This window comes from Microcoleus sp. PH2017_34_RAT_O_A (genome assembly GCF_020737885.1).
Classification (GTDB): domain Bacteria; phylum Cyanobacteriota; class Cyanobacteriia; order Cyanobacteriales; family Microcoleaceae; genus Microcoleus.
In genome coordinates this window covers 358535-380344 of record NZ_JAEQDD010000001.1, presented here as the reverse complement: position 1 = coordinate 380344, position 21810 = coordinate 358535, and the positions used below count along the sequence as shown (strand labels likewise).

Annotated in this window: 26 protein-coding genes; 11 read left to right on the top strand and 15 right to left on the bottom strand. The window is 45.9% G+C overall.

Annotated elements, in window-relative coordinates:
* Positions 1–29 precede the first annotated feature (29 nt).
* Both JGK11_RS01730 and JGK11_RS01725 read left to right on the top strand, forming a co-directional pair.
* On the top strand, positions 30–170 hold the full coding sequence (locus JGK11_RS01730; protein WP_293175920.1) for a hypothetical protein: 141 nt from the start codon (positions 30–32) through the stop codon (positions 168–170).
* Between the two features lie 144 nt (positions 171–314).
* Complete coding sequence (locus JGK11_RS01725) at positions 315–569, top strand: DUF6761 family protein (RefSeq protein ID WP_293175922.1); 255 nt, start codon at positions 315–317, stop codon at positions 567–569.
* A 388-nt stretch (positions 570–957) separates the two neighbouring features.
* On the opposite strand, the gene grxD is transcribed toward JGK11_RS01725, so the two are convergent.
* From grxD to JGK11_RS01710, 3 genes are all read right to left on the bottom strand, one after another.
* Positions 958–1278 (bottom strand): Grx4 family monothiol glutaredoxin, encoded by a 321-nt coding sequence (gene grxD / locus JGK11_RS01720; protein ID WP_293175924.1) that lies wholly within the window; start codon positions 1276–1278, stop codon positions 958–960.
* 338 nt (positions 1279–1616) lie between these two features.
* Positions 1617–1874 carry a BolA family transcriptional regulator gene (locus JGK11_RS01715; protein ID WP_293175926.1) on the bottom strand — a complete coding sequence of 86 codons (258 nt, stop codon included), beginning with the start codon at positions 1872–1874 and terminating at the stop codon, positions 1617–1619.
* Positions 1875–1916: 42 nt separating this feature from the next.
* Entirely contained in the window at positions 1917–2540 is a 624-nt protein-coding gene (locus JGK11_RS01710) for a hypothetical protein (RefSeq protein WP_293175928.1), read from the bottom strand.
* Between the two features lie 299 nt (positions 2541–2839).
* On the opposite strand from JGK11_RS01710, the gene JGK11_RS01705 reads away from it, so the two are divergent.
* The 4 genes from JGK11_RS01705 to JGK11_RS01690 all read left to right on the top strand — a co-directional run bounded on the left by JGK11_RS01705 (position 2840) and on the right by JGK11_RS01690 (position 7477).
* Positions 2840–3238 carry a transcriptional regulator gene (locus JGK11_RS01705; protein WP_293175930.1) on the top strand — a complete coding sequence of 133 codons (399 nt, stop codon included), beginning with the start codon at positions 2840–2842 and terminating at the stop codon, positions 3236–3238.
* A gap of 205 nt (positions 3239–3443) precedes the next feature.
* Positions 3444–5771, top strand: a complete 2328-nt coding sequence (locus JGK11_RS01700; RefSeq protein ID WP_293210332.1) for a S8 family serine peptidase — start codon at positions 3444–3446, stop codon at positions 5769–5771.
* Between the two features lie 291 nt (positions 5772–6062).
* Positions 6063–7013 carry a fructosamine kinase family protein gene (locus JGK11_RS01695; RefSeq protein ID WP_293175934.1) on the top strand — a complete coding sequence of 317 codons (951 nt, stop codon included), beginning with the start codon at positions 6063–6065 and terminating at the stop codon, positions 7011–7013.
* Positions 7014–7048: 35 nt separating this feature from the next.
* A complete protein-coding gene (locus JGK11_RS01690) occupies positions 7049–7477 on the top strand; it encodes a hypothetical protein (protein ID WP_293175936.1) in 429 nt (142 codons plus the stop codon).
* 273 nt (positions 7478–7750) lie between these two features.
* On the opposite strand, the gene JGK11_RS01685 is transcribed toward JGK11_RS01690, so the two are convergent.
* Entirely contained in the window at positions 7751–9451 is a 1701-nt protein-coding gene (locus tag JGK11_RS01685) for an ABC-F family ATP-binding cassette domain-containing protein (protein WP_293205441.1), read from the bottom strand.
* 88 nt (positions 9452–9539) lie between these two features.
* The gene (locus tag JGK11_RS01680; protein WP_293210330.1) at positions 9540–9749 is read right to left on the bottom strand and encodes a hypothetical protein; all 210 of its coding nucleotides are present in this window, start codon (positions 9747–9749) and stop codon (positions 9540–9542) included.
* A gap of 135 nt (positions 9750–9884) precedes the next feature.
* On the opposite strand from JGK11_RS01680, the gene JGK11_RS01675 reads away from it, so the two are divergent.
* Positions 9885–10358: an element excision factor XisH family protein gene (locus JGK11_RS01675; RefSeq protein WP_293210328.1), complete on the top strand. Its 474-nt coding sequence runs from the start codon at positions 9885–9887 to the stop codon at positions 10356–10358.
* Positions 10346–10714, top strand: a complete 369-nt coding sequence (locus tag JGK11_RS01670) for a XisI protein (RefSeq protein ID WP_293210326.1) — start codon at positions 10346–10348, stop codon at positions 10712–10714. Before JGK11_RS01675 ends, JGK11_RS01670 begins: the two co-directional genes overlap by 13 nt.
* A 95-nt stretch (positions 10715–10809) precedes the next feature.
* On the opposite strand, the gene JGK11_RS01665 is transcribed toward JGK11_RS01670, so the two are convergent.
* Together JGK11_RS01665 and JGK11_RS01660 are read right to left on the bottom strand one after the other, a co-directional pair.
* Positions 10810–13008, bottom strand: coding sequence for an ABC transporter substrate-binding protein (locus JGK11_RS01665; protein ID WP_293210324.1), 2199 nt, complete (start codon positions 13006–13008; stop codon positions 10810–10812).
* 44 nt (positions 13009–13052) lie between these two features.
* A complete protein-coding gene (locus JGK11_RS01660; protein ID WP_293210322.1) occupies positions 13053–13877 on the bottom strand; it encodes a transporter substrate-binding domain-containing protein in 825 nt (274 codons plus the stop codon).
* A 206-nt stretch (positions 13878–14083) separates the two neighbouring features.
* On the opposite strand from JGK11_RS01660, the gene JGK11_RS01655 reads away from it, so the two are divergent.
* Together JGK11_RS01655 and JGK11_RS01650 are read left to right on the top strand one after the other, a co-directional pair.
* Positions 14084–14944 (top strand): Rpn family recombination-promoting nuclease/putative transposase, encoded by an 861-nt coding sequence (locus JGK11_RS01655; protein WP_293210320.1) that lies wholly within the window; start codon positions 14084–14086, stop codon positions 14942–14944.
* 65 nt (positions 14945–15009) lie between these two features.
* Positions 15010–15816: a pentapeptide repeat-containing protein gene (locus JGK11_RS01650; protein ID WP_293175955.1), complete on the top strand. Its 807-nt coding sequence runs from the start codon at positions 15010–15012 to the stop codon at positions 15814–15816.
* 230 nt (positions 15817–16046) lie between these two features.
* On the opposite strand, the gene JGK11_RS01645 is transcribed toward JGK11_RS01650, so the two are convergent.
* Together JGK11_RS01645 and JGK11_RS01640 are read right to left on the bottom strand one after the other, a co-directional pair.
* Positions 16047–16337 (bottom strand): helix-turn-helix transcriptional regulator, encoded by a 291-nt coding sequence (locus JGK11_RS01645; protein WP_293210318.1) that lies wholly within the window; start codon positions 16335–16337, stop codon positions 16047–16049.
* A gap of 108 nt (positions 16338–16445) precedes the next feature.
* On the bottom strand, positions 16446–16811 hold the full coding sequence (locus JGK11_RS01640; protein ID WP_293210316.1) for a helix-turn-helix transcriptional regulator: 366 nt from the start codon (positions 16809–16811) through the stop codon (positions 16446–16448).
* A 227-nt stretch (positions 16812–17038) separates the two neighbouring features.
* Here JGK11_RS01640 and JGK11_RS01635 point away from each other — a divergent pair, with 227 nt between their 5' ends.
* Positions 17039–17476 (top strand): hypothetical protein, encoded by a 438-nt coding sequence (locus tag JGK11_RS01635; protein WP_293210314.1) that lies wholly within the window; start codon positions 17039–17041, stop codon positions 17474–17476.
* A gap of 16 nt (positions 17477–17492) precedes the next feature.
* On the opposite strand, the gene prfA is transcribed toward JGK11_RS01635, so the two are convergent.
* The 6 genes from prfA to rplQ form a co-directional block, all read right to left on the bottom strand.
* On the bottom strand, positions 17493–18590 hold the full coding sequence (prfA, locus tag JGK11_RS01630; protein ID WP_293210311.1) for a peptide chain release factor 1: 1098 nt from the start codon (positions 18588–18590) through the stop codon (positions 17493–17495).
* Between the two features lie 321 nt (positions 18591–18911).
* Positions 18912–19220 carry a 50S ribosomal protein L31 gene (gene rpmE, locus JGK11_RS01625; RefSeq protein WP_293175969.1) on the bottom strand — a complete coding sequence of 103 codons (309 nt, stop codon included), beginning with the start codon at positions 19218–19220 and terminating at the stop codon, positions 18912–18914.
* Positions 19221–19552: 332 nt separating this feature from the next.
* On the bottom strand, positions 19553–19963 hold the full coding sequence (gene rpsI / locus JGK11_RS01620) for a 30S ribosomal protein S9 (RefSeq protein WP_236504525.1): 411 nt from the start codon (positions 19961–19963) through the stop codon (positions 19553–19555).
* A complete protein-coding gene (gene rplM, locus JGK11_RS01615; RefSeq protein ID WP_293189578.1) occupies positions 19963–20418 on the bottom strand; it encodes a 50S ribosomal protein L13 in 456 nt (151 codons plus the stop codon). Before rplM ends, rpsI begins: the two co-directional genes overlap by 1 nt.
* A 117-nt stretch (positions 20419–20535) precedes the next feature.
* Positions 20536–21378: a tRNA pseudouridine(38-40) synthase TruA gene (gene truA, locus JGK11_RS01610; protein ID WP_293175974.1), complete on the bottom strand. Its 843-nt coding sequence runs from the start codon at positions 21376–21378 to the stop codon at positions 20536–20538.
* Between the two features lie 29 nt (positions 21379–21407).
* Entirely contained in the window at positions 21408–21758 is a 351-nt protein-coding gene (gene rplQ / locus JGK11_RS01605; protein ID WP_293133831.1) for a 50S ribosomal protein L17, read from the bottom strand.
* Positions 21759–21810: the final 52 nt, after the last annotated feature.

Sequence of the window (21810 nt, the reverse complement as noted above, 5' to 3'; positions counted from 1 at the left end):
AGTTGACAAATCGCGTAACTGAAACTAAAATGCGTGCAACCGTTCGCTCGGTAGCCGGAACACTCACTCAGTTCGATCGCCAAATTCAGCAACATCCCGATTCTATTAAACGCACGGTGAATTATTTAGGTGCGCGCCAAAGAGTCGAGCCACTGCATAGCAGCAAGTGAAATTTTTTATGGAGGGTAGCCTGTTGAGCAGGGTAAAAGCTTTTATTTAGCAATCGCCTCTCTTCTGAGCTTGCTCAGTATGAATCCGGGCAGTTCCTAAATCCCGCCGTCATTATACACCACAAAGGATTTCAAACTCAGACCATGCTACAAGATACCCAAACAATCCGGCACTACCAAAAACTCACCGACGCTCTCGTCGAAATGTGGAATAGAGGTTATCGTTTCGATGACCTGCGGCTTTACTTAGATGGCTACCTCGCAGCCCTGCGACATTGTAACAGCCTGGAACCCTATCTGATTCACAGATTAGAGGAAGAAGCAGCGCGTTACATTCACGATACTTCCAATTTTGAAATGCCACAGACACAAACGCAAGCTGAATCAGACTATTATTAAACACCAAATTTGGTTTAATAAACCCGCTGATTATTTGGGCATCGGGCATCGGCAAAAGAGGGAATCGGGAATCGGGAATTGGTTATTTGTGATTTCCTGCTTTTTCCTTCTTCCTTCTTGCTTCTGCTATAAATCAACCTAATTCAACGTAAAACCCGGTTGCTATTAGATCCCCGGCTTCTTGAAGAAGTCGGGGCTATGTTTGTTCTGTCTGATTTTAAACAGTGGGCAATTGACAATTGTCCGCTAGCGGGTTTAACTTCCCCACTTCAGGAATGTGGCGTGGGGGAGTGGAGTTGAAATCCCCATAAAAAAACCTCACGCTTCACACTTTACTGTCAACTGTCAACTGTCAACTGTCAACTGTCAACTGTCAACTGTCAATTGTTTAAGAAGCCAAAGCGACTTCTACAACTTCTTGCAATTCGCCCTTTTGATACATTTCGATCAGAATATCCGAGCCGCCAAGAAACTCGCCATTGATATAAACTTGGGGAATTGTCGGCCAGTTGGAATACTCTTTAACGCCTTGACGAATTTCTTGGTCTGCCAAAACATCAACTGTTTCGTAAGGCACTCCCATCGTATTGAGAATTTGCACCACAGTATTAGAGAAACCGCACTGTGGCATTAACTTATTGCCCTTCATGAACACCATGATTTTGTTTTGCTTAACCAATTCGTCAATTCTTTCATGTGCTGTACTCATGGTATCTCCTAATATTGTTTGAAAATTTTTAAACGTTGACAGTAGTTTCTGATGAGGCAGAAACCGGGTTTTTAACGAAAATTTCTCGTTACCAGAAAGAATTGGTTGAAAGCCCCAAGTCTTTGAGGGAGAAATTAAAATCAGACTATTGATTACTCCAATCCTCGGACTTAAGGGTAGAGGTCGCTATCAAACTGTCAACTGTCAACTGTCAACTGTCAACTGTCAACTGTTGAAAGCCATAGATTCCGGTGCAAAAGCCGATTTCTTTGGTTAGCAACTGTTTCTCAAGCGACTATTGACACAAGCACAAACTTGCGATAATTGCGACTAAAAAACTAAGCAACTTCACTTTTGGCTGCCCATTCTGCCGGAGTTAAGGTTTCCAACGCCAAAGCGTGGATAGCTTCACTAGCCATTGCCTGTTTGAGAGCTCCGTAAACCAGTTGGTGTTGCTGTACTCGGGTTTTCCCTTCAAAGGCAGCAGAGACTACTCTCACCTGGTAGTGATCGCCGCCTCTCAAATCCTCAACTTTTAGCTTAGCGTCTGGTAATCCAGTCTGAATCATTTCTGCTACTTGAGACGGTGTAACCATTGGTATTTGTGATAAAGGGCTGTATTGAGTATTTTAGTGGAACTATTTGTTAGACGATCGCGGTTGAGTTGCAGCAGGCCGGGGATAGGGGGCATCCACAAAGCCCAATTCCAGTAATTGCTGGTAAGCTTTTTTACCCAAGTCGCGAGTTGGCTGTTGCGATCGAATAATCTGAATCAGTAGGGGAACAGCCAGTTCCGGCTTATTTTGTGCGCGGTGTACCAACGCCAGCCGGTAGGTAGCTTCGTCGCGCATTTGGGCTGTTTCCACAGCTTTGGTGCGGTTGCTGTCGGCCAAGCGGATGTCAATTCCGGCAAAACTGCTGCCCAGTTGCTGGTAGAAGTTGGAGAGTTGATTGAAAATTTGGCGGGATTCTTGAAGTTTTTGAGCCGCCAGCGTGTAATTTTGACTGGAAATAGCACCACTGGCTTCTGTCATCAAACGCTGACCTCCGGCAATGCTCAGTACGCTGCTGTCTGGGGTGACAGGGCGGAGGTTGTTGGGGTCTGTGGGGTCGTCGGCGGGTTCGACTTGCGGTTGGTTATCTGGCCGAGAAGGTTGTTGTGCTTGGGCTTGGAGCGGTTGCAACAGGGTCAAAACTGCGATCGCCCCGATCGTCATCCGGGCGGTGAAGCGAAGCCAGCAAACAGTTGCAGAGTATACCATGAAATTACTTTGCGCCTCGGCGCTTTAAAAAGATATTTAGCTTGAGCCGATCTTACCATTGGCGATCGCAACCGGCTAAGTGTAAACCAAATTTGTTCAAATGTCAAAGGGTGCGATCGATTTTGGATTAAACAAAGGAAATCGCGGGGGATTGGACATATCCCGGCGATTTAGTCCCGGAGGCAGAAACCGGGTTTTTTTACCTAAATACTGCATTTGAGGCTTTAAAATTGGTGAAAAACCCGGTTTCTTTGGTTTTGATGCGTAAGTTTCGATCTAATTTAACAATAAAATGAACCATGAATATCACAATCGAGAAAACAGTCTACGGTCAACTGCTGGCGAAATCGCAGCCTAAGCCCATCCTGAACGAAGAAGATAACGATCTTGCCCTCGCAGAAGTCGATTTTCTGATGTCTAAGGAAGAATTAACACTAGAAGAAGAAACTTTACTGAGTCTCTGGGGAATCTTGATCGAAGAATACGAATCAAAATATTACCCAGATCCAGAAGTGACTCCCCGGGATGTTCTATTGCATTTCATGGAAATTCGCGAACTCAAACAAGCTGATTTAGTCGGCGTGATTGGTTCCAAAGGAGTAGTCTCTGAGGTGGTTAATGGGAAACGGGCGATTAGCAAGGCGCAAGCTAAGGCGCTGGGAGATTTTTTTAACGTTAATCCTAGCGTATTTATTTGATGGTAGTTGTTCGATCTTTGTCGATCGGCATTTTTGGGGCGGGCAGGATGCCCACCCCACAAGAAGATTCAGTCTTTTTTTGGGGCGGGTTCAAAGCCCAACCCCTACTCCCCACAAGAAGATTCAGTCTTTGTGGAACAGGCATCTTGCCTGTTTTTCAGAGATATAGTAAATACTGGATCAAAACTGAACAGGGGCATTTCTAATGACACAACCGATCGCACTTTCCGCAAATACCTTACAAAATTATCAAGGTATCGGAGTTCCCGAAGCAAGTCTGGCAGTGATTTTGCAGCGCGGCGGCGATGAATTGTTGCTGTCAAAAGTTCCAAACCGCTTTACAGTCCGTCCGTCAGCGACAGCATCGACATCAAATAATTGGGCTGCAACAAATCAGGCAAAACTTAACCGTCGCGTCGGCCAAAGTAATCTGGAAGAATATCTAGTGGCGCCGGAAAACCTAGATGCAGCAATGCAAGCCGCCCGCGCCAGCGATGCTGTAGTTTTTGCTAGCCATGTCTATTGTCCCGCAAACAATCCGAGCACATTCTTTTATTTAACCGATCGCATTACTATTCAATTTGGCGAACAAGTAAACGAAGAATCGCGAAGTGCGATCGCCAATGCAGCAAATTTAACAATAATCCGGCCAGTCGAAGGCATTCCCAATACCTTCGTCTGCGAAGTCACCAAACAAGCAACCGAAAACCCGATTAAAATTGCCAACCGCTTGACAAGATATCCAGAAGTTTTGGTGGCGGAACCCAATATTATCCTAGAAACTCAGCAACATTATACACCCCGCGATCCGCTTTATCCCAAACAGTGGTATCTCAATAACAAAGGCGGTGACGGAGTTGTCAGCGGCGCTCAAATTTATGCAGAACCAGCTTGGGATATAACTCGCGGCGTGCGATCGATCGTAATTGCGATCGCCGATGATTCAGTCGATCTGACGCACCCCGATTTTCAAGGCCAAGGCAAAATCGTCTCGCCCATCGATTTCAAAGACGGCGACACTTCCCCGATGCCGGTTGCTGAATCGGACAACCACGGGACAAGTTGCGCTGGTGTCGCCGCTGCGGAAGAAAACGGTAAAGGCACTGTCGGCGTCGCCCCCGGATGCGCCCTGATGCCCATCCGTACCACGGGTTTTCTCGATGACGAGTCGATCGAAAAAATCTTCAATTGGGCGATCGACAAAGGCGCCGCCGTCATCTCTTGCAGTTGGGGGCCTGGGGCAGTTTACTATCCGCTTTCCCTACGCCAAAGCGCCGCTATCACCAAAGCAGCAACCCAAGGGCGGGGCGGCAGAGGCTGCGTGATTCTGTTTGCTGCGGGGAATGCCAACCGCCCCGTTAACGGGACTGTGGACGAGAAAGGCTGGCCAAATAACGTTGTGGGCGGCAAAACTAATTGGCTAGCAGGATTTGCCGTACACCCCGATGTAATTGCGGTGTCTGCTTCCACTTCCCTCAACAAAAAAGCAGCCTACAGCAATTGGGGCACCAGCATCTCGGTTTGCGCGCCCAGCAACAACGCACCGCCTGGAACCTGGCTACCAGAAACCGGATTTATTGCGACTGCGCCGGAGGTGTCGGAGTATTTGCCAGGTTTGGGGGTGTTTACTGCCGATCGCGTCGGGGTTGCCGGCTACGACTCGGGGGACTACACCGATAGCTTTGGCGGCACTTCCAGCGCCACTCCAGTAGTCGCTGGAGTGGCAGGTTTAGTGCTTTCGGCAAACCCTCGTTTGACGGCGCGGGAAGTGCGGGGAATTCTCGAACAAACTGCTGACAAAATTGTCGATGCCGATGCCGATCCGCAGTTGGGGAATCGCCTGGGAAATTACGATGCTAATACTCGCCGCAGCGATTGGTTCGGTTACGGGAAAGTGAATGCTTTAAAAGCTGTGCAAGCTGCGGTGAGAAAGGCTGGCGGCAATCCAAATATCGGCGGTTCCAGGTTCAGCGATATTTCTGGACATTGGGCAGAAAAGTTTATTGAAGCTTTGGCTGCGGCGAATATAATTAGCGGTTTTCCTGATGGTTCTTTCGGGCCTGACAACAGTTTAAATCGCGCTCAATATGCGGCGCTTTTGGTGAGTGCATTTAGTCCGATTCCGAAGGCGGCGGCTACCAATTTTATTGATGTTTCGGCGAGTTTTTGGGCGAGAAGTGCGATCGAACGGGCGAATCGGGCGGGGTTTTTGTCGGGGTTTCCGGGGTTGAAGTTTGGCCCGAATCAGAATTTGACGAAGACTGAGGCGATCGTATCTTTGGTTAACGGTTTACAACTTAAGGGTGGCAATCCCGATATTTTGAAAGTTTACAGCGATCGCAATCAAATTCCTAATTTTGCTTTAAGCGCCGCAGCCACAGCAACAGCTTTGAAGATTGTAGTAAACTATCCGGCGCGCGATCGGCTTTCTGGGCAGCGAGACATCACCCGGGCTGAGATTTCGGCTTTGATTTACCAGACATTGGTAGCAATTAATCGCGCCAAGGCGATCGACTCTCCCTACATTGTCTAGCCACTCCCGAACCGCTGTTGGGCATACCGAATTATTCTGGTCATCTTCAGGCGGTTCGCGAGTAATATCGCCGTTCGTAGTGCGGACTTCAGTCCGCAGCATATTGCGGACTGAAGTCCGCACTACGAACAGTTTTTTGTTATGGTAATCGACCCCACATGATATTAAGATATATCCACAAAAAAGACGGTCGAATAATTCTATTGTGTCCGATCTGCGATCGATTAATCGCAGTAAAGTGTCGCCAGTCAGATACACTAATGGCGATCGCCCTCAAAACCATTTGATGCTATGTGGCACAAAATTGCAGCACACATCTCCCAAGCAACCGGAGACACATTTTCAATAGACAACCGCCGTTCAGTCAGCGGTGGCTGCATCAACCAAGGCTATGCTATCAACAGCAGTACCCGCACTTATTTCGCCAAAATCAATCAAGCTTCCCAAGTCGCCATGTTTGAAACTGAGGCGCTGGGTTTGCAGCAAATGGCCCAAACTCAGACTATTCGCCTTCCTCAACCGATTTGCTGGGGAACTGAGGGCAATTCTGCTTATATTGTATTGGAATGGCTGGATTTGCGAAGTGGCGGGAGCGAGATAGCCTGGGCCCAAATGGGACGCAAACTGGCTCAAATGCACAAATACACCCCCCCCAGCCCCCCCTTGCTAAGGGGGGGAGAAAAGGCGAATTCATCCTTGCTAACGGGGGGAGAAAAGGCGAATTCATCCTTGCTAAGGGGATGTTTTGGTTGGGATAGGAATAATGCGATCGGCTCAACTCCTCAAATTAATAACTGGACTGCTGATTGGGCAGAATTTTGGACAGAACATCGGATTGGTTATCAGTTACAGTTGGCTAGGCGTCGTGGTGGAAATTTCAGTCGAGGGGAAACTTTGCTAGCAGCTATTCCCAAGTTATTGGAGGGTTACAAACCTCAACCTTCCTTAGTTCATGGGGATTTGTGGGGAGGAAATGCCTCGGTAACTGCTGCGGGGGAACCAGTAATTTTTGACCCCGCGACTTATTGGGGCGACAGAGAAGTCGATATTGCGATGACGGAACTTTTCGGCGGTTTTTCCCCAGCATTTTATCGAGGTTATAATGAAGTTTGGTTGCTGGATTCAGGCTATGAAAAGCGCAAAACGCTTTACAACTTATATCATATTTTGAATCACTTTAATTTGTTTGGCGGGAGTTACGAGTCGCAGGCAAATCAAATAATTAATAAAATTTTGGGTTAAGATTTCAATATTAATTGGATTAGAGGGAATCACAAATGAAGTTTTGGCACTGTTGTACCAAACTGGGATTTATAGTTTTGTTTTTGAGCAGCATCGGGGCTGAGAATGCTTTAGCTGCTTTACCGTTACAGGTGGGAATTTATCACGGCGGCGGTTCTCGATACATTCAGATTGCTCAAACAGAAAAGAGAATCTGCTTCAAAGGCTTTTCTTCTAACGGAGTTACTGTGGCTTCCGTTACGGCGGATACTAACCGCAAAGATTTTTACAAAATCAACGGATTTGACGGTACGTTTCTGTCGCAACAAGATACAGATACTGTCTTATTAGGCCCGGTAAATCAGTTGATTAAGTATGTGGCAGATTATGGTTTTGCTAGAGATTTAGATGATGATTTGCAGGAGTGTCTTAGTTCCCAGAAGCCATTCTTTAAACAAAAATCAGGGGGCAGAGGTTCTCGCTAAAATTATTAATTGCTGTGGCTGTCATCACGAGTTACAGGCAAGTCAAATGATTAATAGAATTTTGGGTTAAACTATTAATGAGTTTTTCTATGATAAGCTGTTCTACATTTAAATTGTGGATTAAAAATCAATAAAGATATTGTGGAATGGGCTTCTAGCCCGTTCCGAGCATCCTATTTAAATGCTGCCCCAGCTTAGAAGCGCTCTAATATTGAAATTGACTCAATTCAATATCGGGACACGACATTGCCGTGTCCCTACCAGTCAAGTTACTTACTTTTGTTTAGCCGCCGCTTTCTTCTTCGCTTCCTTCTCGGATTTCTTGGCAGCTTTCTCAGCTTCAAGTTTGGCGAACTTGGCTAGTTCTTTCTCTTCAGTTATTTTGTCCAGATAGTAATGGTAATCTCCCAGATAAGTCCGAAACTCGCCGTCTCGAACTTCTACTATTTTGTTAGCGACTTGAGAGATAAAATAGCGATCGTGCGAAACGATAATTACAGTGCCGTCGTAATTCTTAATCGCCTCTTCCATCATCTCCTTCGCGGGAATGTCGAGGTGATTTGTCGGTTCGTCCAAAATTAGCAAGTTCACAGGTTCCAGCAGCATTTTTGCCAAAGCCAGACGGGCTTTTTCTCCACCACTTAAAGCGCCAACGTGTTTGAATACTGTTTCACCGTTAAACAAGAACCGCCCCAACAAAGTCCGAACTTCTTCATTTTTCCAGTCGGGTACTTCGTCGTGAATGGTTTGCATCACGCTTTTATTCAAATCTAAGGCTTCTGCTTGATTCTGTTCAAAGTAACCGGGGATGACGTTGTGGCCTCCCATTTTTACCGTACCTTCGGTGGGCGTTTCTAAACCCATGATCAGGCGCAGCAATGTAGATTTTCCGGCACCGTTGGGGCCGAGAAAGGCTATGCGATCGCCTCTTTCAATTAATAAGTCTGCTCCCAAAAATAGGATTTTCTCGCCGTAGGTGTGTACTAAGTTTTCAATTATGGCTACTTCGCGGCCGCTGCGGGGTGCGGGGGGAAACCGGAAATGCAAAGTTTTTAAGCCGCCTGTTGGGGCTTCGATGCGTTCAATTTTGTCTAACTGCTTCTCGCGACTTTTGGCTTGGGTACTGCGTGTGGCGCTGGCGCGGAATTTTTCAACGAATGCTTGCTGTTTGTCGAGTTCTTTTTGCTGGTTTTCGTAGGCGCTGAGTTGGGCTTCGCGCGCTTCTGCTTTTTGCAGGAGGTAGGATGAGTAGTTGCCGAGGTAGGTGCTGGAAACGCCACGTTCTGTTTCGACTATTTGGGTGCAGAGTCGATCGAGAAATTCGCGGTCATGGGATACGATTACCATTGGGGTTGTCAGCCCTTTGAGGTAAACTTCCAGCCATTCGATCGTTTCTAAGTCGAGGTGGTTGGTAGGTTCGTCTAACAGCAGGATATCGGGTTTTTGGAGGAGAATTTTACCTAAACTCATCCGCATTTGCCAGCCGCCGCTGAAAGCGCTGACTAGCCGATCGCCATCTTCTTGCTCAAATCCGATTTCTGGTAAAATTTTCTCGATTTGGGCTTCTAAACCGTAGCCGTTTAAGCCTTCAAATTGCCGTTGTAGCCGATCCATTTTGTGGATCATGTTGTCGAGATTTTCTGGGGTGGCGGCTTCGAGCTCTCGGTGCACCTCCATTAGGGATTCGTGGACTTCGTTGGCTTCGCTGAATGCGCGCCAAAATTCCTCTTTAACGGTGCGGGTGGGGTCGATTTCAAATTCTTGGGAGAGGTAGGCGATGTGGAGGCTGGCGGGGCGAATGACTTCGCCTGAGGTGGGTTCCATTTCGCCGGCGATGATTTTGAGTTGGGTGGATTTGCCGGCACCGTTGACGCCTACTAAGCCGATGCGATCGCCCGGTTTGACTTCCCAGGTGACATCTTTGAGTACGACGCCTGTGGGGTAAATTTTACTGATGTGTTCGAGTCGCAGCATTGTTGTGGGGACTGGGGAAGGGGAGGTTTAGCGGCGGATGGGATGCCGGCGCTGAGGTCGAGTTAATCTTAACAAATTTTAATTAAATTTAGTCATTGGCAAGATTTGGGTTTGGGCGGGCGATCGGATTTTGGATTTTAGATTTTAGATTTTGGATTTTATAGCCCTGGGCGCGCGGGTAGCGAGAAACCGGGTTTTTTAGGAAAATACTTGTCACAAAGCCCCAGATTCTCGAAAAACCCGGTTTCGAGGAGTGTATGAGTGCGATCGCACTTGGGATTTGAGATTTTATTACCATAGTCAGAAACCGGGTTTTTTACAAAAATACTTCGTACAGAGTCGCAGATTCACGAAAAAACCCGGTTTCTGTGGTGTGTGAGTGCGATCGCGAACTGTTTGATATGGATGCGTAAGTCCTATTCTGTTGTAGTTGATGCAATACATTACAATAGTCAGTATCAACCTCGATCGCTCTCTTAAAGCGATCGTGCCAGCAAAAGACATTTATCATCAAGTTGTCAAACAGGGTCTGATTAAGGCTGGCTGGACAATTACCCACGATCCCTATCCCTTGGCTTGGGCGAAGAGAAACCTATCGATCGATCTTGGTGCAGAACAGCTATTAGCTGCTGAGAACAACGATCGCAAAATAGCGGTTGAAGTTAAAAGTTTTATCAGAGAGTCGAGAATTGCAGATTTAGAGCAAGCTTTGGGTCAATACACTCTTTATCATGATATTTTACAACGGACGGAATCAGAAAGACAACTGTATCTTGCAATTCCACTAAATGCTTTTACCGAGCTTTTTGAAGGACAAAAATTTGGTCAGATTTTGCTAGATAATAACCGCCTAAATCTTGTTGTTTTCAACCCAAAAACAGAGGAAATAGTACAATGGATAGCTTAAATACTTATCGCCAACTTGTTAAGCAGCTCCTGACTGAATACGCTGAGATTCCCGTTTGTGAAAGTGGGACGCAAAACGCCACAATTTTTGATTTGGAAAATGACCACTATATGTTAATAAATATAGGTTGGTTTAACGACCAGCGCATTCACCATTGCGTGATTCATATTGATATTATTGACTCTCAGGTGTGGATTCAAGCAAATAATACCGATCGCCTGATTGCTGAGGAGTTAGTTGCAGCGGGAATTCCGGCTAAATCAATTGTTTTGGGGCTTCAACCGCCTGATGTTAGACCTTATACTGCTTATGGAGTTCCTTGTAGGGAGCAGCAGCGAGAATCCTTGAAAGTATGATGGAGTGGAAGGGATTTGCATTGGAGAGCGATCGGGCTTCAAAAACTGTCAAAGCAGGCGAAACGTGCCTACAAAGCCCTCATTCATCAAGCATTTCACTGTAATGGTACAAAATCATAACCAGTACCAGAACGAGAATTTTCATCGCGAATAATTTTCACCAGTTGAATAGGCCCATTGCGATCGCCCGTTGGCAAAAACGTTACCATTCCCGAAGCACCTTGAGCAGAGAATTTGGTTGCTGAAAGTGCTTTTTGGACACCACTGCGAGTGGGATTTTGTTGCAAAGCAGCAATCAATGCTTTAGTTGCATCATAAGCCATTGCGCTGCGCCAGTTGACATCTGCACCCCAGAGGCGATCGGCATCTTTAGTAAACTCAGCTTGGGGATCTGCCTCTCTGTGCCAAGGAATTGCTAATACCATCCCTTCGACATCCTGTTTACCTATTTCCAAAGTTTTAATCTGGTAGGGGCTGTCTCCACCCAGTAGTGGTAATTGATTCTGATTCACTCTCGCTACCTGTAAAGCTTTATCGAGAGATGCTGCATCTGGTAAAAGGATAATTACTTCTGCTCCCTGACTAATTGCTTGTTTTACATTATCATTTGCCTTGAAAGTAGAACTAGCAAAGTCAAACTGCTCTGTTACTTTCACACCGTTTTGATTTAGAGCATCCGTCAATTCATTTTTCAGCGATTTGCTGTAGTTGCTAGCAGAATTAAAAAATACTGCTATTCTTTGCAATCGTAACTGCCCAGTTGTATAATTTGCTAGAGATTGACCTGCTAATTTATCACTCGGTACTGTGCGAAAGATATAGTTACCCAGCCCAGAAATTTTTACTGAGGTGCTGGTAGGTGAAATCGCCAAGAGTTGATTTTTCTGGTAAACCTCTCCTGCTGCTATTGTTGCATCACTGCTAAAATGACCGACTACGCCCAATACAGATAGATTTTTGGCTAAGGCATCTGCAATTTCTGTCGCTACTTTGGAATCGTTGCCATCATTAGCAATCATTACTTTTAAAGGAATGTTCTGAATGCCGCCAGCTTTATTGACTTCATCTTGTGCCTGTGCAACACCCCGCATAATTTCATTAGCTGTATCTAGGCTTTGTCCGCCTTGCCCAATGGGTGCAGCTACAGCGATGGTATGAGATTTACTGTTCCCAATACGAGCGTTATTGAGGTAAATTAGTGCTTCGGGAGCGTTCCGATTAGCTTTTATGTAGAACTCTAGCTGGGTTACAGCAGTAGCAAAATCACCCTTTGCAAAGGCTGCTATACCAGCTTGTTTTTGGGTATTGGCATTCCCTGGAATTAAAGATCGTTCTCCCAAACTCAGGCTTTGACTTTGATTTTTTTGGTTTATTGCTGGCTGAACTCTTCCAACAGAAGAAGGTGAAACAGCTAATTTTACTTGAGAACCTGCTGTTATCCACCAAAAGCCTATGAATGCTAAAATTGCACTCATGAGAAAAGCTAAAGGAAAAACTACAGAATTAGTAATCTGTGATATACCTCGCCTATCAATTTCCTCTCTCAAACCATTAAAAGTAAATTTAAATGATAATACGAAGTATGTGATACTAGCTATTATATTTACGGGAAATGCAATCAACCACTGCCAAAATCCATCGAATCTAAAACCTAAGACAGAAGCTCTCAGAGTGTACCACCAATAGTCTAAGAAGTTATTTATTTTCACTCCATCTTGTCTCATCCAGTCGGTAAAATCATTAACATAAGCAACATTTTTTATGAACTTAATACTTGTATCTGTGAAAACATCTATATAAATACTTTGACTAATTCCCGAAGATAAATTTGCAATCAAGTTTCCATAATCTAAAATTGTATTCAAAAAGCACAAAACAATTACAAATGGACAGATCAATAAATCTACAGCAGCAATTCCAATTATATAACATAAAGGAGCAGCTCCCGCTCCCAAACAAAAAAATGATGCCAATACAATATACCAAAATATTTGGAACGGTAAACCACTTATTCCAGCTTCTCTATCAATTTCTTGAAAACCAGCTCCAATTATGACTATGACAATAAAAGCAATTAAAGCAATAACAATATCCAGCCACCATATGCCTGTTACTTGAGTTATGTTTGATATATTTTGCCAAGAAAAGTTAGTATTAAAATCCTTGATAAATGCAAAAAATGGTCTAACTATGAACAATAAAAATAAACGTGCTAACAGCATTATTATAACAGAACCAATAACGCCTAATATAGGGAAAATTACAGGTTCCCAACTTTTTGATGTTGCTGACATTTTTAACCTCTAAACAACTTAATTGTGCAATTTTGTTTGTGCCGTTATCTACTGCAATAATCTATAGTTGCTTTTAGATAAGGCACTAATCCTCCAAACCAAGTACCCCAAGCCTGTTTTCCTTCACTGCTATTGATGAAAGAATTAACAGAATTTTGCCACTGAGAATCGTTAGCGGGAAGTATCATCCCATATACGTCACAGGAAAGAGGTTGACTGGGCAATAAAGCAAAATTATCTACAGATAATCCTTGTCTGACGGCTTCTCCTATCAAAAGAATCGTATCGCCCGCAAATGCAGTGATTTTACCGTTCGACACTGCTGTTAAGCCTAAATATCTTTCAGGAAATTGTACTATTTCAGCACGAGGATATACTCTGGCAACTGCGGCTAAATTAGCAGATCCTTGCAGGACGCCAATACTTGTATTTGCTAAGTTGACATTTCTATTTTGATTTTTGACCATCAACTGTGTTCCCGTAATAAAAAATGCTTGAGAATATTTGATATTTTCGACTTGTTCTTTAGTACCGCTTATTGTGTTAGGACCACACTCTATATGCACAGTTCCATTTCTCACAATCGCCTCGCGATTTTGAATTGTAGAACGCACAGCCGCTACAGTAACAGTTCTGTTGAGTTGTCGGCTGAGGCTGTTTGCTAGTGAATCTGCAAAAGTAGTACAATAGCCTTTCCAGCCTTGTCCATCTTCATAGCCAAAAAGCACAGCATCTTTTCTAATCCCAACTTTTAAAACTCCTGTTTGCTGAATTTGTTGCAAAACGGTCTGCGCCCAGCTTGCAGTAGAAAAAAGCACAGCATATATAATGCTAGATGTGATAAGTATCAGCTTGAATTGCTTATTCATTATGTTATATTGCTACTTGTTGTGAATCCGTGCTCGCTAGCTATTGGTAAAATAGTTTACCAACACGATCTCATCTTTGTCAGTGATAAAAAGTGATAAAAAGTGATAAAAAGTAATGACTTTCCCCAAATCGCCCTAAAATCCCTTCTCAGGTAGATGCCGCTAGAGCTAAACTCTTCTAAATAACCCCTCACAACCCAACTTCCTTGGCCTACGACAACACCTGCAAATATCTAGCAGAAAAATTCCCCGCCGCCTTCGTGAGCTGGCTACTACCAATAGACGAGCCCACCGACGTTCAGGTACTCAAAACCGAACTAATTCAAGAACCCATCCGAGCCGATTCTCTCGTTTTCCTGCAAACGGATAACCAAATCCTACATCTGGAATTTGAAACCCGACCCTACTCCGACCCGCCGATCGCCTTCAGAATGCTAGACTACTACGTCAGGCTCAAACGGCAATACTCCTGTTCCATCAATCAAGTAGTAATCTTTTTGCAGCAAACAGCCTCTGAACAAGTTTTTGTATCGGAGTACACAGATACGAACACCCGACACGGCTATCGAGTTATCCGCCTGTGGGAACAAGACCCCGCTTTACTGCTGTCCGTCCCCGGCTTGCTCCCATTCGCGACACTATCTCAAACCGACTCGCCGCGAACTTTATTAGAGCAAATCGCTACTCAGATTGCTACAATAGAGGAACCGAATCAACAAGCAGATTTACTCGCTTGTACCCAAGTGCTCGCAGGTTTGAGATTTGAAAAAGACTTAATCAGACAACTATTTAGGAAAGAAACTATGCGCGGTTCTGTGATTTACCAAGAAATTCGCGAAGATGGCCTCCTTGAAGGAAGACAACTAGGCCTCCTTGAAGGAAGGAAAGATGAGGCGCTGTCGTTGCTCACTCGCCTGTTGATTCGACGGATTGGTCCGATCGCCCCTCCAATCCAAGAACAAATTCAGACTTTATCCGTAGAAGAATTAGAGGATTTAGGAGAAGCGCTTTTGGACTTTTCCGAAGCCTCAGATTTAACCAATTGGTTGAATGAACATCAGCCTTAATTCCTAAGATATAGCCTCCTATTGTCAAAATTTCACCAGATATATACTTTAAGGAAACTTAAGCCATGACCGTTGATGAAGCAATCGCGATCGCAGAAACAGTCCTTGATGGCGAAGGCTTAAACGACGTGCAAGAGCTCATCTTCAGACAATGCTGGGAAGGCCGATGTTCCTATGAGGAAATTTCTCAACTCTCTCAATATAATGATGAATACATCAAAGCGCTGGCGGCTAAACTCTGGAAACAACTCTCAGAGGCTTTTGATGAAAAAGTAAAAAAAAGTAATTTACGCTCTGTTTTTAAGCGATACTTGCGACGACATCAAGTGACATTACATCGAACTCAAGTAATTGGAGTTAACCTCAGCGGTGCTAATTTAACCGGAGCCAGAATATCATTCGCCAACTTAAGTGAATCTGATTCATTAACAGATTTACAGGGTGCAACTATATCTGATTATAATACAGTATCAGATGAAACTATCAAGCCTGAAAACGCGCATAACCAGGGAATCTTGTCAAGCATAAAAGAACGGATTTATCACTGGAACGATCTGCGCTTTCGCTGCGAAGAACAAGTAAAAATAGCCGAAGCGCTCGATCGCACAAACACCCTCTTTTTCCCCAACTCCAAAGCCCGCCTCACCACACCCTCCGGCCGACAAAACCAAGAACCCGATTTCCTCATCTTCCACCAGGGCAAATGGGGTATTCTCGAAATATCGCATCCCGATACAGAAAAAGATGAAACGCGCGATCGGCTGTTTGCATCTCACGGTATCAGCATCATCCACTATTGCGACGCTAACAGATGTACAGAAGAACCCGATCGCATTGTCCAAGAGTTTTTAGATTTATTGAGTCAGGGATAGAGGGAGAGGTTTTCTGATAAGGGCGATCGTATAGGGGCCCAGAAACCGGGTTTTTTACGAAAAGACGCGTTGTCACCGACAGATTAGGTAAAAACCCGGTTTCTTTGTCGGAGTGCGTCAGTCCATAAGGGCGATCGGGCTCCAGAACAAAGTAGAGTTTGACTTGACAAAATACTCGATTTGTGATACTCACGAGTGGTGGAAATTTTTCAAGTGCGATCGATCCTAACTCATTCCCCAGCAGCCTCAGCCGACGCCGCAAATCTATCGGCTACAGCTTTAGCAATTAGCGCCACCTGACTCAGAGGCAAAAACTGAATTTTTTTGACAATATCGTTAATTTCTGGGGCTTGCGAGACTGGATTGCCATCCAAAATGCTGAGAAACTCTTCGAGTGAATAACCAGCTCTTGCAGCAATTTTAGCCAAGTTTTCCGTTTCTGGAACCGTATCGCCCCTTTCCCAAAGCTGAACAGCAGTCGCAGAAACGCCTAAAAGCTTACCAAACGCTCGTTGACTCATTGTTCCGCGAGCAGTTTTGATGATTTCACTAAGTTTTTCTCTATTTTGGATGTTCACGACTTAAAAGCTATGCGATCGTATCTACGAGTCTACTTACGAACAGATACATCAACTATATTTCCCAGACGACTCAGCCGCCGCCGCGAGCCTATCCATCACGGCTCTACCAATGACTGCTAACTCACTAATGGGTATACATTGAATTTTCTTAAGCAAATCGTTGGTATCTACTGGTTCAAGCATGGGCTTGCCTTCCAAATGAGCGAGCAGCTCTTCAAGTGTAAACCCAGCCCTCACAGCAATCTGAGCTAAATTTTCTGTATCTGGGATGCTCTGACCTTTTTCCCACAACTGAACCGCAGTCGCAGAGACGCCCAGAAGCTGGCCGAATGCCCGCTGACTCATAGAACCGCGAGCTAGTTTGACAATCTCGATCAATTTTCTCTTAGCTTCTGCGTTCACAACTGCCGTCACTACTTAATGCCACATAACTCAGTTTACTTCCCAACTCCAGAATTTTCCACTTGCAATTCATAACTACACTTGACACAAGGGCTGATTGCAAGTAAACTAATAATTACAACTTAAGTTGGGATACGCCGAAGGAGTCGCTAAACGAATGATTCTGAGCTAAGAACCCAACACAAGGGGACAGCCCGATCAAACTTTGAAACCGCATACAGATATCAGGGGAACCAAAAATGACCAAGAGACGCAGCGACAACGCGCACAGGACACGCAACACCCGTCAAAGCCTGACAGCCTCCGGTTGGCTCAAACCCCAGCGCTGGCAAATCTCCAAAATGGAAGCCGCCGAAGCTCTGAGAATGCCCGTCAACCGCATAGTCAAAGTTTACCCCAAACAACATCAAGTAATAGTCGTTTACCTGAACAAGAAAGGACAAAAATGCAGTTCCTTTTTCAGCTACAGACTATTTGCCAGATGGCAGCAGGAGACGATCGCCACAATTGCCAGTTGTCGAAACCAGCAAACTCTCGCACCCCTAGAAATCATCGTACAGTACGACCTCGAACATTTCAAGTATCCAGTGGCGATCGGCGATGCAATTTGGGAAGCCCTACTCAACCACATCCGTCAAGTCATCAGGGAACAAAGGCTCAGCAAACAATGCGCCTAAGTTCCCCATCAACCAATTAATTAGAAGTAGAAGCAGCCAACTCGACCAAACGTTCCTGCTGATCCTGAGAAATACAAGTCTGAATAATCTCCTCAATATCCCCTTCCAAAACACTATTGAGCGAAAAATTCTCCCCCAAACGGTGGTCGGTAGCCCGGTTATCCTTATAGTTGTACGTGCGAATTTTTTCCGATCGCGAACCAGTACCAACCTGAGCCAAACGCCGTGACTTCACCTCATCCTGCTGCTCCCGCAACTTCATCTCATAGAGCTTAGCCCGCAAAATCTGCATCGCCCGCTCCTTATTCTGCAACTGACTGCGCTCCTCAGTACAGAAAATCCGAATCCCCGTCGGCTTGTGAAACAAATCCGCAGCAGTTTCAACCTTGTTCACGTTTTGGCCGCCAGCACCGCCCGATCGAGCCGTACTCATCTCAATATCCTTCGGATCGATATGAATCTCCACCTCATCCACCTCCGGCATCACCGCCACCGTCGCCGTCGAAGTATGCACCCGGCCACCAGCTTCAGTCACCGGCACTCGCTGCACCCGGTGCACTCCAGCCTCAAACTTCAGCTTGCTATAAACGCTATCCCCCGTGATTTCCAGAATCACCTCTTTAAAACCACCCATGTCCGCCAGTGACTCGCTCACCAACTTCACCTGCCAGCCTTCAGTTTGAGCGTAGCGCGAATACAGCCGCAGCAAATCACCCGCCCAAATACTAGCCTCATCTCCGCCAGTACCCGCCCGAATTTCCAGCATAATATTCTTGTCATCGTTCGGATCGCGCGGTAGCAGCAACACCTTCAAACGACTTTCCAAACTCTCCAGCTTCGACTCAAGTTCCTCAACTTCCATCCCGGCCATAAGCTGCATTTCTCGATCGCTCGCAGCTTCCTTAAGAACTTGCCGCGCGCCCACCAAATCTTCCTGAGTAGTTTTCCACAGGTCAAAAGTATCGACCACTTCCTCCAAGGACGATCGAGCTTTTGCCACCCGTTGGAACTCATAATTATCCCTGGCGACATCCGGGTCAGCCATGCGGCGAGTCAACTCATTAAAAGTTTGCTCTACCGACTTCAATTTATCCAGCAAATAAGATTCAGCCATGTCAAATGTCCTCCGTCAATCGATTGCGAGATTTTAGATTTTAGATTTTAGATTTTAGAATTGAAGAGAAGTTGGGATAGAATCGCGATCTTTCCTCAGCGGAAGGGCCGTAGCAACTCTTCAGTCTAAGCTCTCCAATCCGAGGGCGGATAGATTTTAGATTTTAGATTTTAGAATTGAAGAGAAGTTGGGATAGAATCGCGATCTTTCCTCAGCGGAAGGGCCGTAGCAATCTCAAATCTCAAATCCAAAATCCGAGAGCAGTCAGTTACCAGTAGAAAAAAACTACTTCCAACCGACTGCGGACAAATGACAATCCGGCTACTTCTTCTTTTTGCCTTTAGCAGCAGCCTTAGCAGCATCTGCTTTCGGGTCTTCCATTTTCAGCGGCCCCGACATAGCATCTGCCTTCGGCATTTCTACTTCCGTCATGCCGTATTTCCGCATAAAGCGTTCCACACGACCTTCAGTATCAATAATCTTCTGAGTGCCAGTATAAAAAGGATGATTTCCCGACCAGACATCAACTTGAAGCTTTGGTCTAGTCGAACCAACAGTCATCACAAGTTCGCCGTTGCAATAAACCTGAGCTTCGGGATACCACTCAGGGTGAATGCCTTCTTTCGCCATTTTTTTTACTCTCTAATTTTTGACTTTACAACCATTTTAGCCGTCATCGGACTTGTACGCCAACAACAGCCGTAATTTTGCCCTATCTGCTTTGAAAACCAGAATCAGGAATCTGAAAAAAACCTTGAAAAAAGGAGGATGGAATCTAGAAAATTTTTCTTTCTTCCCTCTTCCCTCTTCCTTGCTCTTAGCAAATATTCAGGGTTTAAAACCTCCACTCCAGGAAGCCGAATTGTTTTGAGAACTACGCTAGGGCTTAGCGGAGAGTTAAATCCCAGTATTAAAAAGCTCAACTGTCAACTGTCAACTGTCAACTGTCAACTGTCAACTGTTTAACGTTTCGAGTATTGAGGAGCCTTGCGAGCTTTCCGCAAACCGTACTTTTTACGTTCTTTAGCCCGCGGGTCGCGAGTCAAATAGCCCTCAATCTTCAGAGGTTTCCGGTTGTCCGGGTCTAACTGACAAAGTGCTCTAGCGACACCCAAACGAATCGAGTCAGCTTGACCTGTCAGGCCGCCGCCTTCGACTTTCACCAAAATGTCGTACTCATTTTCTAGACCCAAAGTTTCCAAAGGAGCCTTAGCGAGTGCCAAATAAGTGGGGTTGAATTGCAGGTACAAATCTCCCTCTTTACCATTGACAGTCAGTACGCCTGTGCCGGGAACCAAACGTACCCGCGCTACGGAACACTTGCGGCGGCCTGTACCCCAGTACACAGCGCGGCCGGTATCTGTTGCTTGCATTACTCATTTCCTCCCGGAATCGTGTGAACAATTAATTCTTCTGGTTGTTGAGCTGCGTGCGGGTGGTTAGGGCCAGCGTACACTTTCAACTTAGTAAACAGTTGTCTGCCCAGAGATGTGTGAGGCAGCATTCCCCGAATCGCTTCTTCGACAATTCTTTCGGGCAAACGTGCTTGCAATTTGGCAAAAGTTTCTGTTTTCATGCCGCCCGGTCTGCCAGAGTGGCGGCGGTAGATTTTTTGGGTGCGTTTTTTGCCAGTAACAGCGATTTTGTCAGCATTGATGACAATTACGAAATCGCCGGTATCCATGGAAGGAGTGTAAGTGGGTTTGTGTTTGCCCCGGAGGTGCATGGCAACTTCTGTTGCCAGACGGCCCAGGCGCTGGTCGGCGGCATCGACCACGTACCACTTGTGCTCTAGGGAGTCTTTAGTAGGGACGTAAGTTTTGTTCATTGTTAGTTGTCAGTTGTTATTTGTTAATTGTTATTTGTTAGTTGTCAGTTGTTATTTGTTAGTTGTTATTTGTTAGTTGTTGCCAATAACTAATAACCAATAACTAATAACTAATAACTAATAACCAATAACTAATTTGGGCTGAGTGTCGTACCAAACATCGGTGGGAAAGGGAAAGTCCTGATAGCCAACCCGCAACAGGCATAAACCTTGAGCGGGAGCGGCGTATTTTACCATTTCTCGGCGTTCGTTGACCCAGATATCAGTGAAATTGTCGATCGCCCTTTCCCCCCGACCCACCTGCACCAGCAACCCCACCAGCAGCCGCATCATCCCGTACAGAAACCCGCTCGCCTGAACCTCAATATAGATAAGAGGCCCAGAACGGTGACACTCTGCCGCTTGTACGTCCACCCAAGAATGGGGGCGAGCAGACCCTGCCCGGTGGAAAGCAGCCAAGTGATGGCGCCCGATTAGCGGTGTCAAAGCTGCCTGAATCAAAGATTCGTCCACAGGTGCGTGATAGCAGTGCCAAGCATAAGGACGCACAAACAGATTAGGAATCGGGTCTGTATAAAGGGTGTAGCGATAGCGCCGCCAACTGGCTGAGAACCGAGCGTGCCAGGTAGGTTCCACCTTTGCCGAAGCTCGAATTAAAATATCTTTTGCCAGTCGAGAGTTGAGAACGCTTGCCCAGCGGTGAGCCGGAATTGGGCCATCAGCATCAAAATGGGCTACTTGAGCAGCGGCGTGAACTCCCGCATCAGTTCTCCCGGCCGCGTACAGCGTTACCGGGCGTTCCAGCACATTCGATATTGTTGTTTCAATTTCTTCTTGTACTGTACGCTGGTTCGGCTGTCGCTGCCAACCGTGAAAGTCAGTGCCGAGGTATTGGATTACCAAAGCAATGCGTTGTGTCGATCGGGCATTTTCGATTGGGGATTTTGGATTGTCAGTCATAAATCAAAAATCTCCCACCCAAAATTGCATTAAACCAGTTCAACGATCGCCATTTCGGAATTGTCTCCTTGGCGGGGGACAGTTCGCACTACGCGGGTGTAGCCCCCGTTGCGCGAGCCGTACCGTTCTTGGGCAGCCTCAAACAAGGCGTGTACTAACTGTTTGTCATAGATATAGCCCATAGCTTGCCGGCGAGCGGCCAAGGAGCCATCTTTGGCCAAGGTAATCATTCTGTCCGCTTCTGGACGCAGCGCTTTGGCGCGGGCGAGAGTGGTAGTGATTTTACCGTGGCGGATTAATTCGGTGGTCAGCGAGCGCAACATGGCGCGGCGCTGGTCAGCCGGTTTGTTTAGTTGGGGGACGCGACAGCGGTGACGCATAGCAGTTGGTAATTGGTAATTGGTAATTGGGCGCGGGGATAGACAGTCTGCG

Bases quoted from the DNA above. Each gene is read 5' to 3' on its own strand.
- JGK11_RS01730 (WP_293175920.1), top strand. From the start codon at position 30: ATGCGTGCAACCGTTCGCTCGGTAGCCGGAACACTCACTCAGTTCGAT.
- JGK11_RS01700 (WP_293210332.1), top strand. From the start codon at position 3,444: ATGACACAACCGATCGCACTTTCCGCAAATACCTTACAAAATTATCAA.
- JGK11_RS01685 (WP_293205441.1), bottom strand. From the start codon at position 9,451: ATGCTGCGACTCGAACACATCAGTAAAATTTACCCCACAGGCGTCGTA.
- JGK11_RS01695 (WP_293175934.1), top strand. From the start codon at position 6,063: ATGTGGCACAAAATTGCAGCACACATCTCCCAAGCAACCGGAGACACA.
- rpsI (WP_236504525.1), bottom strand. From the start codon at position 19,963: ATGCAAGCAACAGATACCGGCCGCGCTGTGTACTGGGGTACAGGCCGC.
- JGK11_RS01670 (WP_293210326.1), top strand. From the start codon at position 10,346: ATGGATAGCTTAAATACTTATCGCCAACTTGTTAAGCAGCTCCTGACT.
- JGK11_RS01705 (WP_293175930.1), top strand. From the start codon at position 2,840: ATGAATATCACAATCGAGAAAACAGTCTACGGTCAACTGCTGGCGAAA.
- JGK11_RS01690 (WP_293175936.1), top strand. From the start codon at position 7,049: ATGAAGTTTTGGCACTGTTGTACCAAACTGGGATTTATAGTTTTGTTT.
- JGK11_RS01675 (WP_293210328.1), top strand. From the start codon at position 9,885: ATGCAATACATTACAATAGTCAGTATCAACCTCGATCGCTCTCTTAAA.
- JGK11_RS01660 (WP_293210322.1), bottom strand. From the start codon at position 13,877: ATGAATAAGCAATTCAAGCTGATACTTATCACATCTAGCATTATATAT.
- JGK11_RS01665 (WP_293210324.1), bottom strand. From the start codon at position 13,008: ATGTCAGCAACATCAAAAAGTTGGGAACCTGTAATTTTCCCTATATTA.
- rplM (WP_293189578.1), bottom strand. From the start codon at position 20,418: ATGAACAAAACTTACGTCCCTACTAAAGACTCCCTAGAGCACAAGTGG.
- prfA (WP_293210311.1), bottom strand. From the start codon at position 18,590: ATGGCTGAATCTTATTTGCTGGATAAATTGAAGTCGGTAGAGCAAACT.
- truA (WP_293175974.1), bottom strand. From the start codon at position 21,378: ATGACTGACAATCCAAAATCCCCAATCGAAAATGCCCGATCGACACAA.
- rpmE (WP_293175969.1), bottom strand. From the start codon at position 19,220: ATGGCGAAAGAAGGCATTCACCCTGAGTGGTATCCCGAAGCTCAGGTT.
- JGK11_RS01725 (WP_293175922.1), top strand. From the start codon at position 315: ATGCTACAAGATACCCAAACAATCCGGCACTACCAAAAACTCACCGAC.
- JGK11_RS01645 (WP_293210318.1), bottom strand. From the start codon at position 16,337: ATGAGTCAACGAGCGTTTGGTAAGCTTTTAGGCGTTTCTGCGACTGCT.
- JGK11_RS01650 (WP_293175955.1), top strand. From the start codon at position 15,010: ATGACCGTTGATGAAGCAATCGCGATCGCAGAAACAGTCCTTGATGGC.
- grxD (WP_293175924.1), bottom strand. From the start codon at position 1,278: ATGAGTACAGCACATGAAAGAATTGACGAATTGGTTAAGCAAAACAAA.
- JGK11_RS01680 (WP_293210330.1), bottom strand. From the start codon at position 9,749: ATGGTAATAAAATCTCAAATCCCAAGTGCGATCGCACTCATACACTCC.
- JGK11_RS01710 (WP_293175928.1), bottom strand. From the start codon at position 2,540: ATGGTATACTCTGCAACTGTTTGCTGGCTTCGCTTCACCGCCCGGATG.
- JGK11_RS01715 (WP_293175926.1), bottom strand. From the start codon at position 1,874: ATGGTTACACCGTCTCAAGTAGCAGAAATGATTCAGACTGGATTACCA.
- rplQ (WP_293133831.1), bottom strand. From the start codon at position 21,758: ATGCGTCACCGCTGTCGCGTCCCCCAACTAAACAAACCGGCTGACCAG.
- JGK11_RS01635 (WP_293210314.1), top strand. From the start codon at position 17,039: ATGACCAAGAGACGCAGCGACAACGCGCACAGGACACGCAACACCCGT.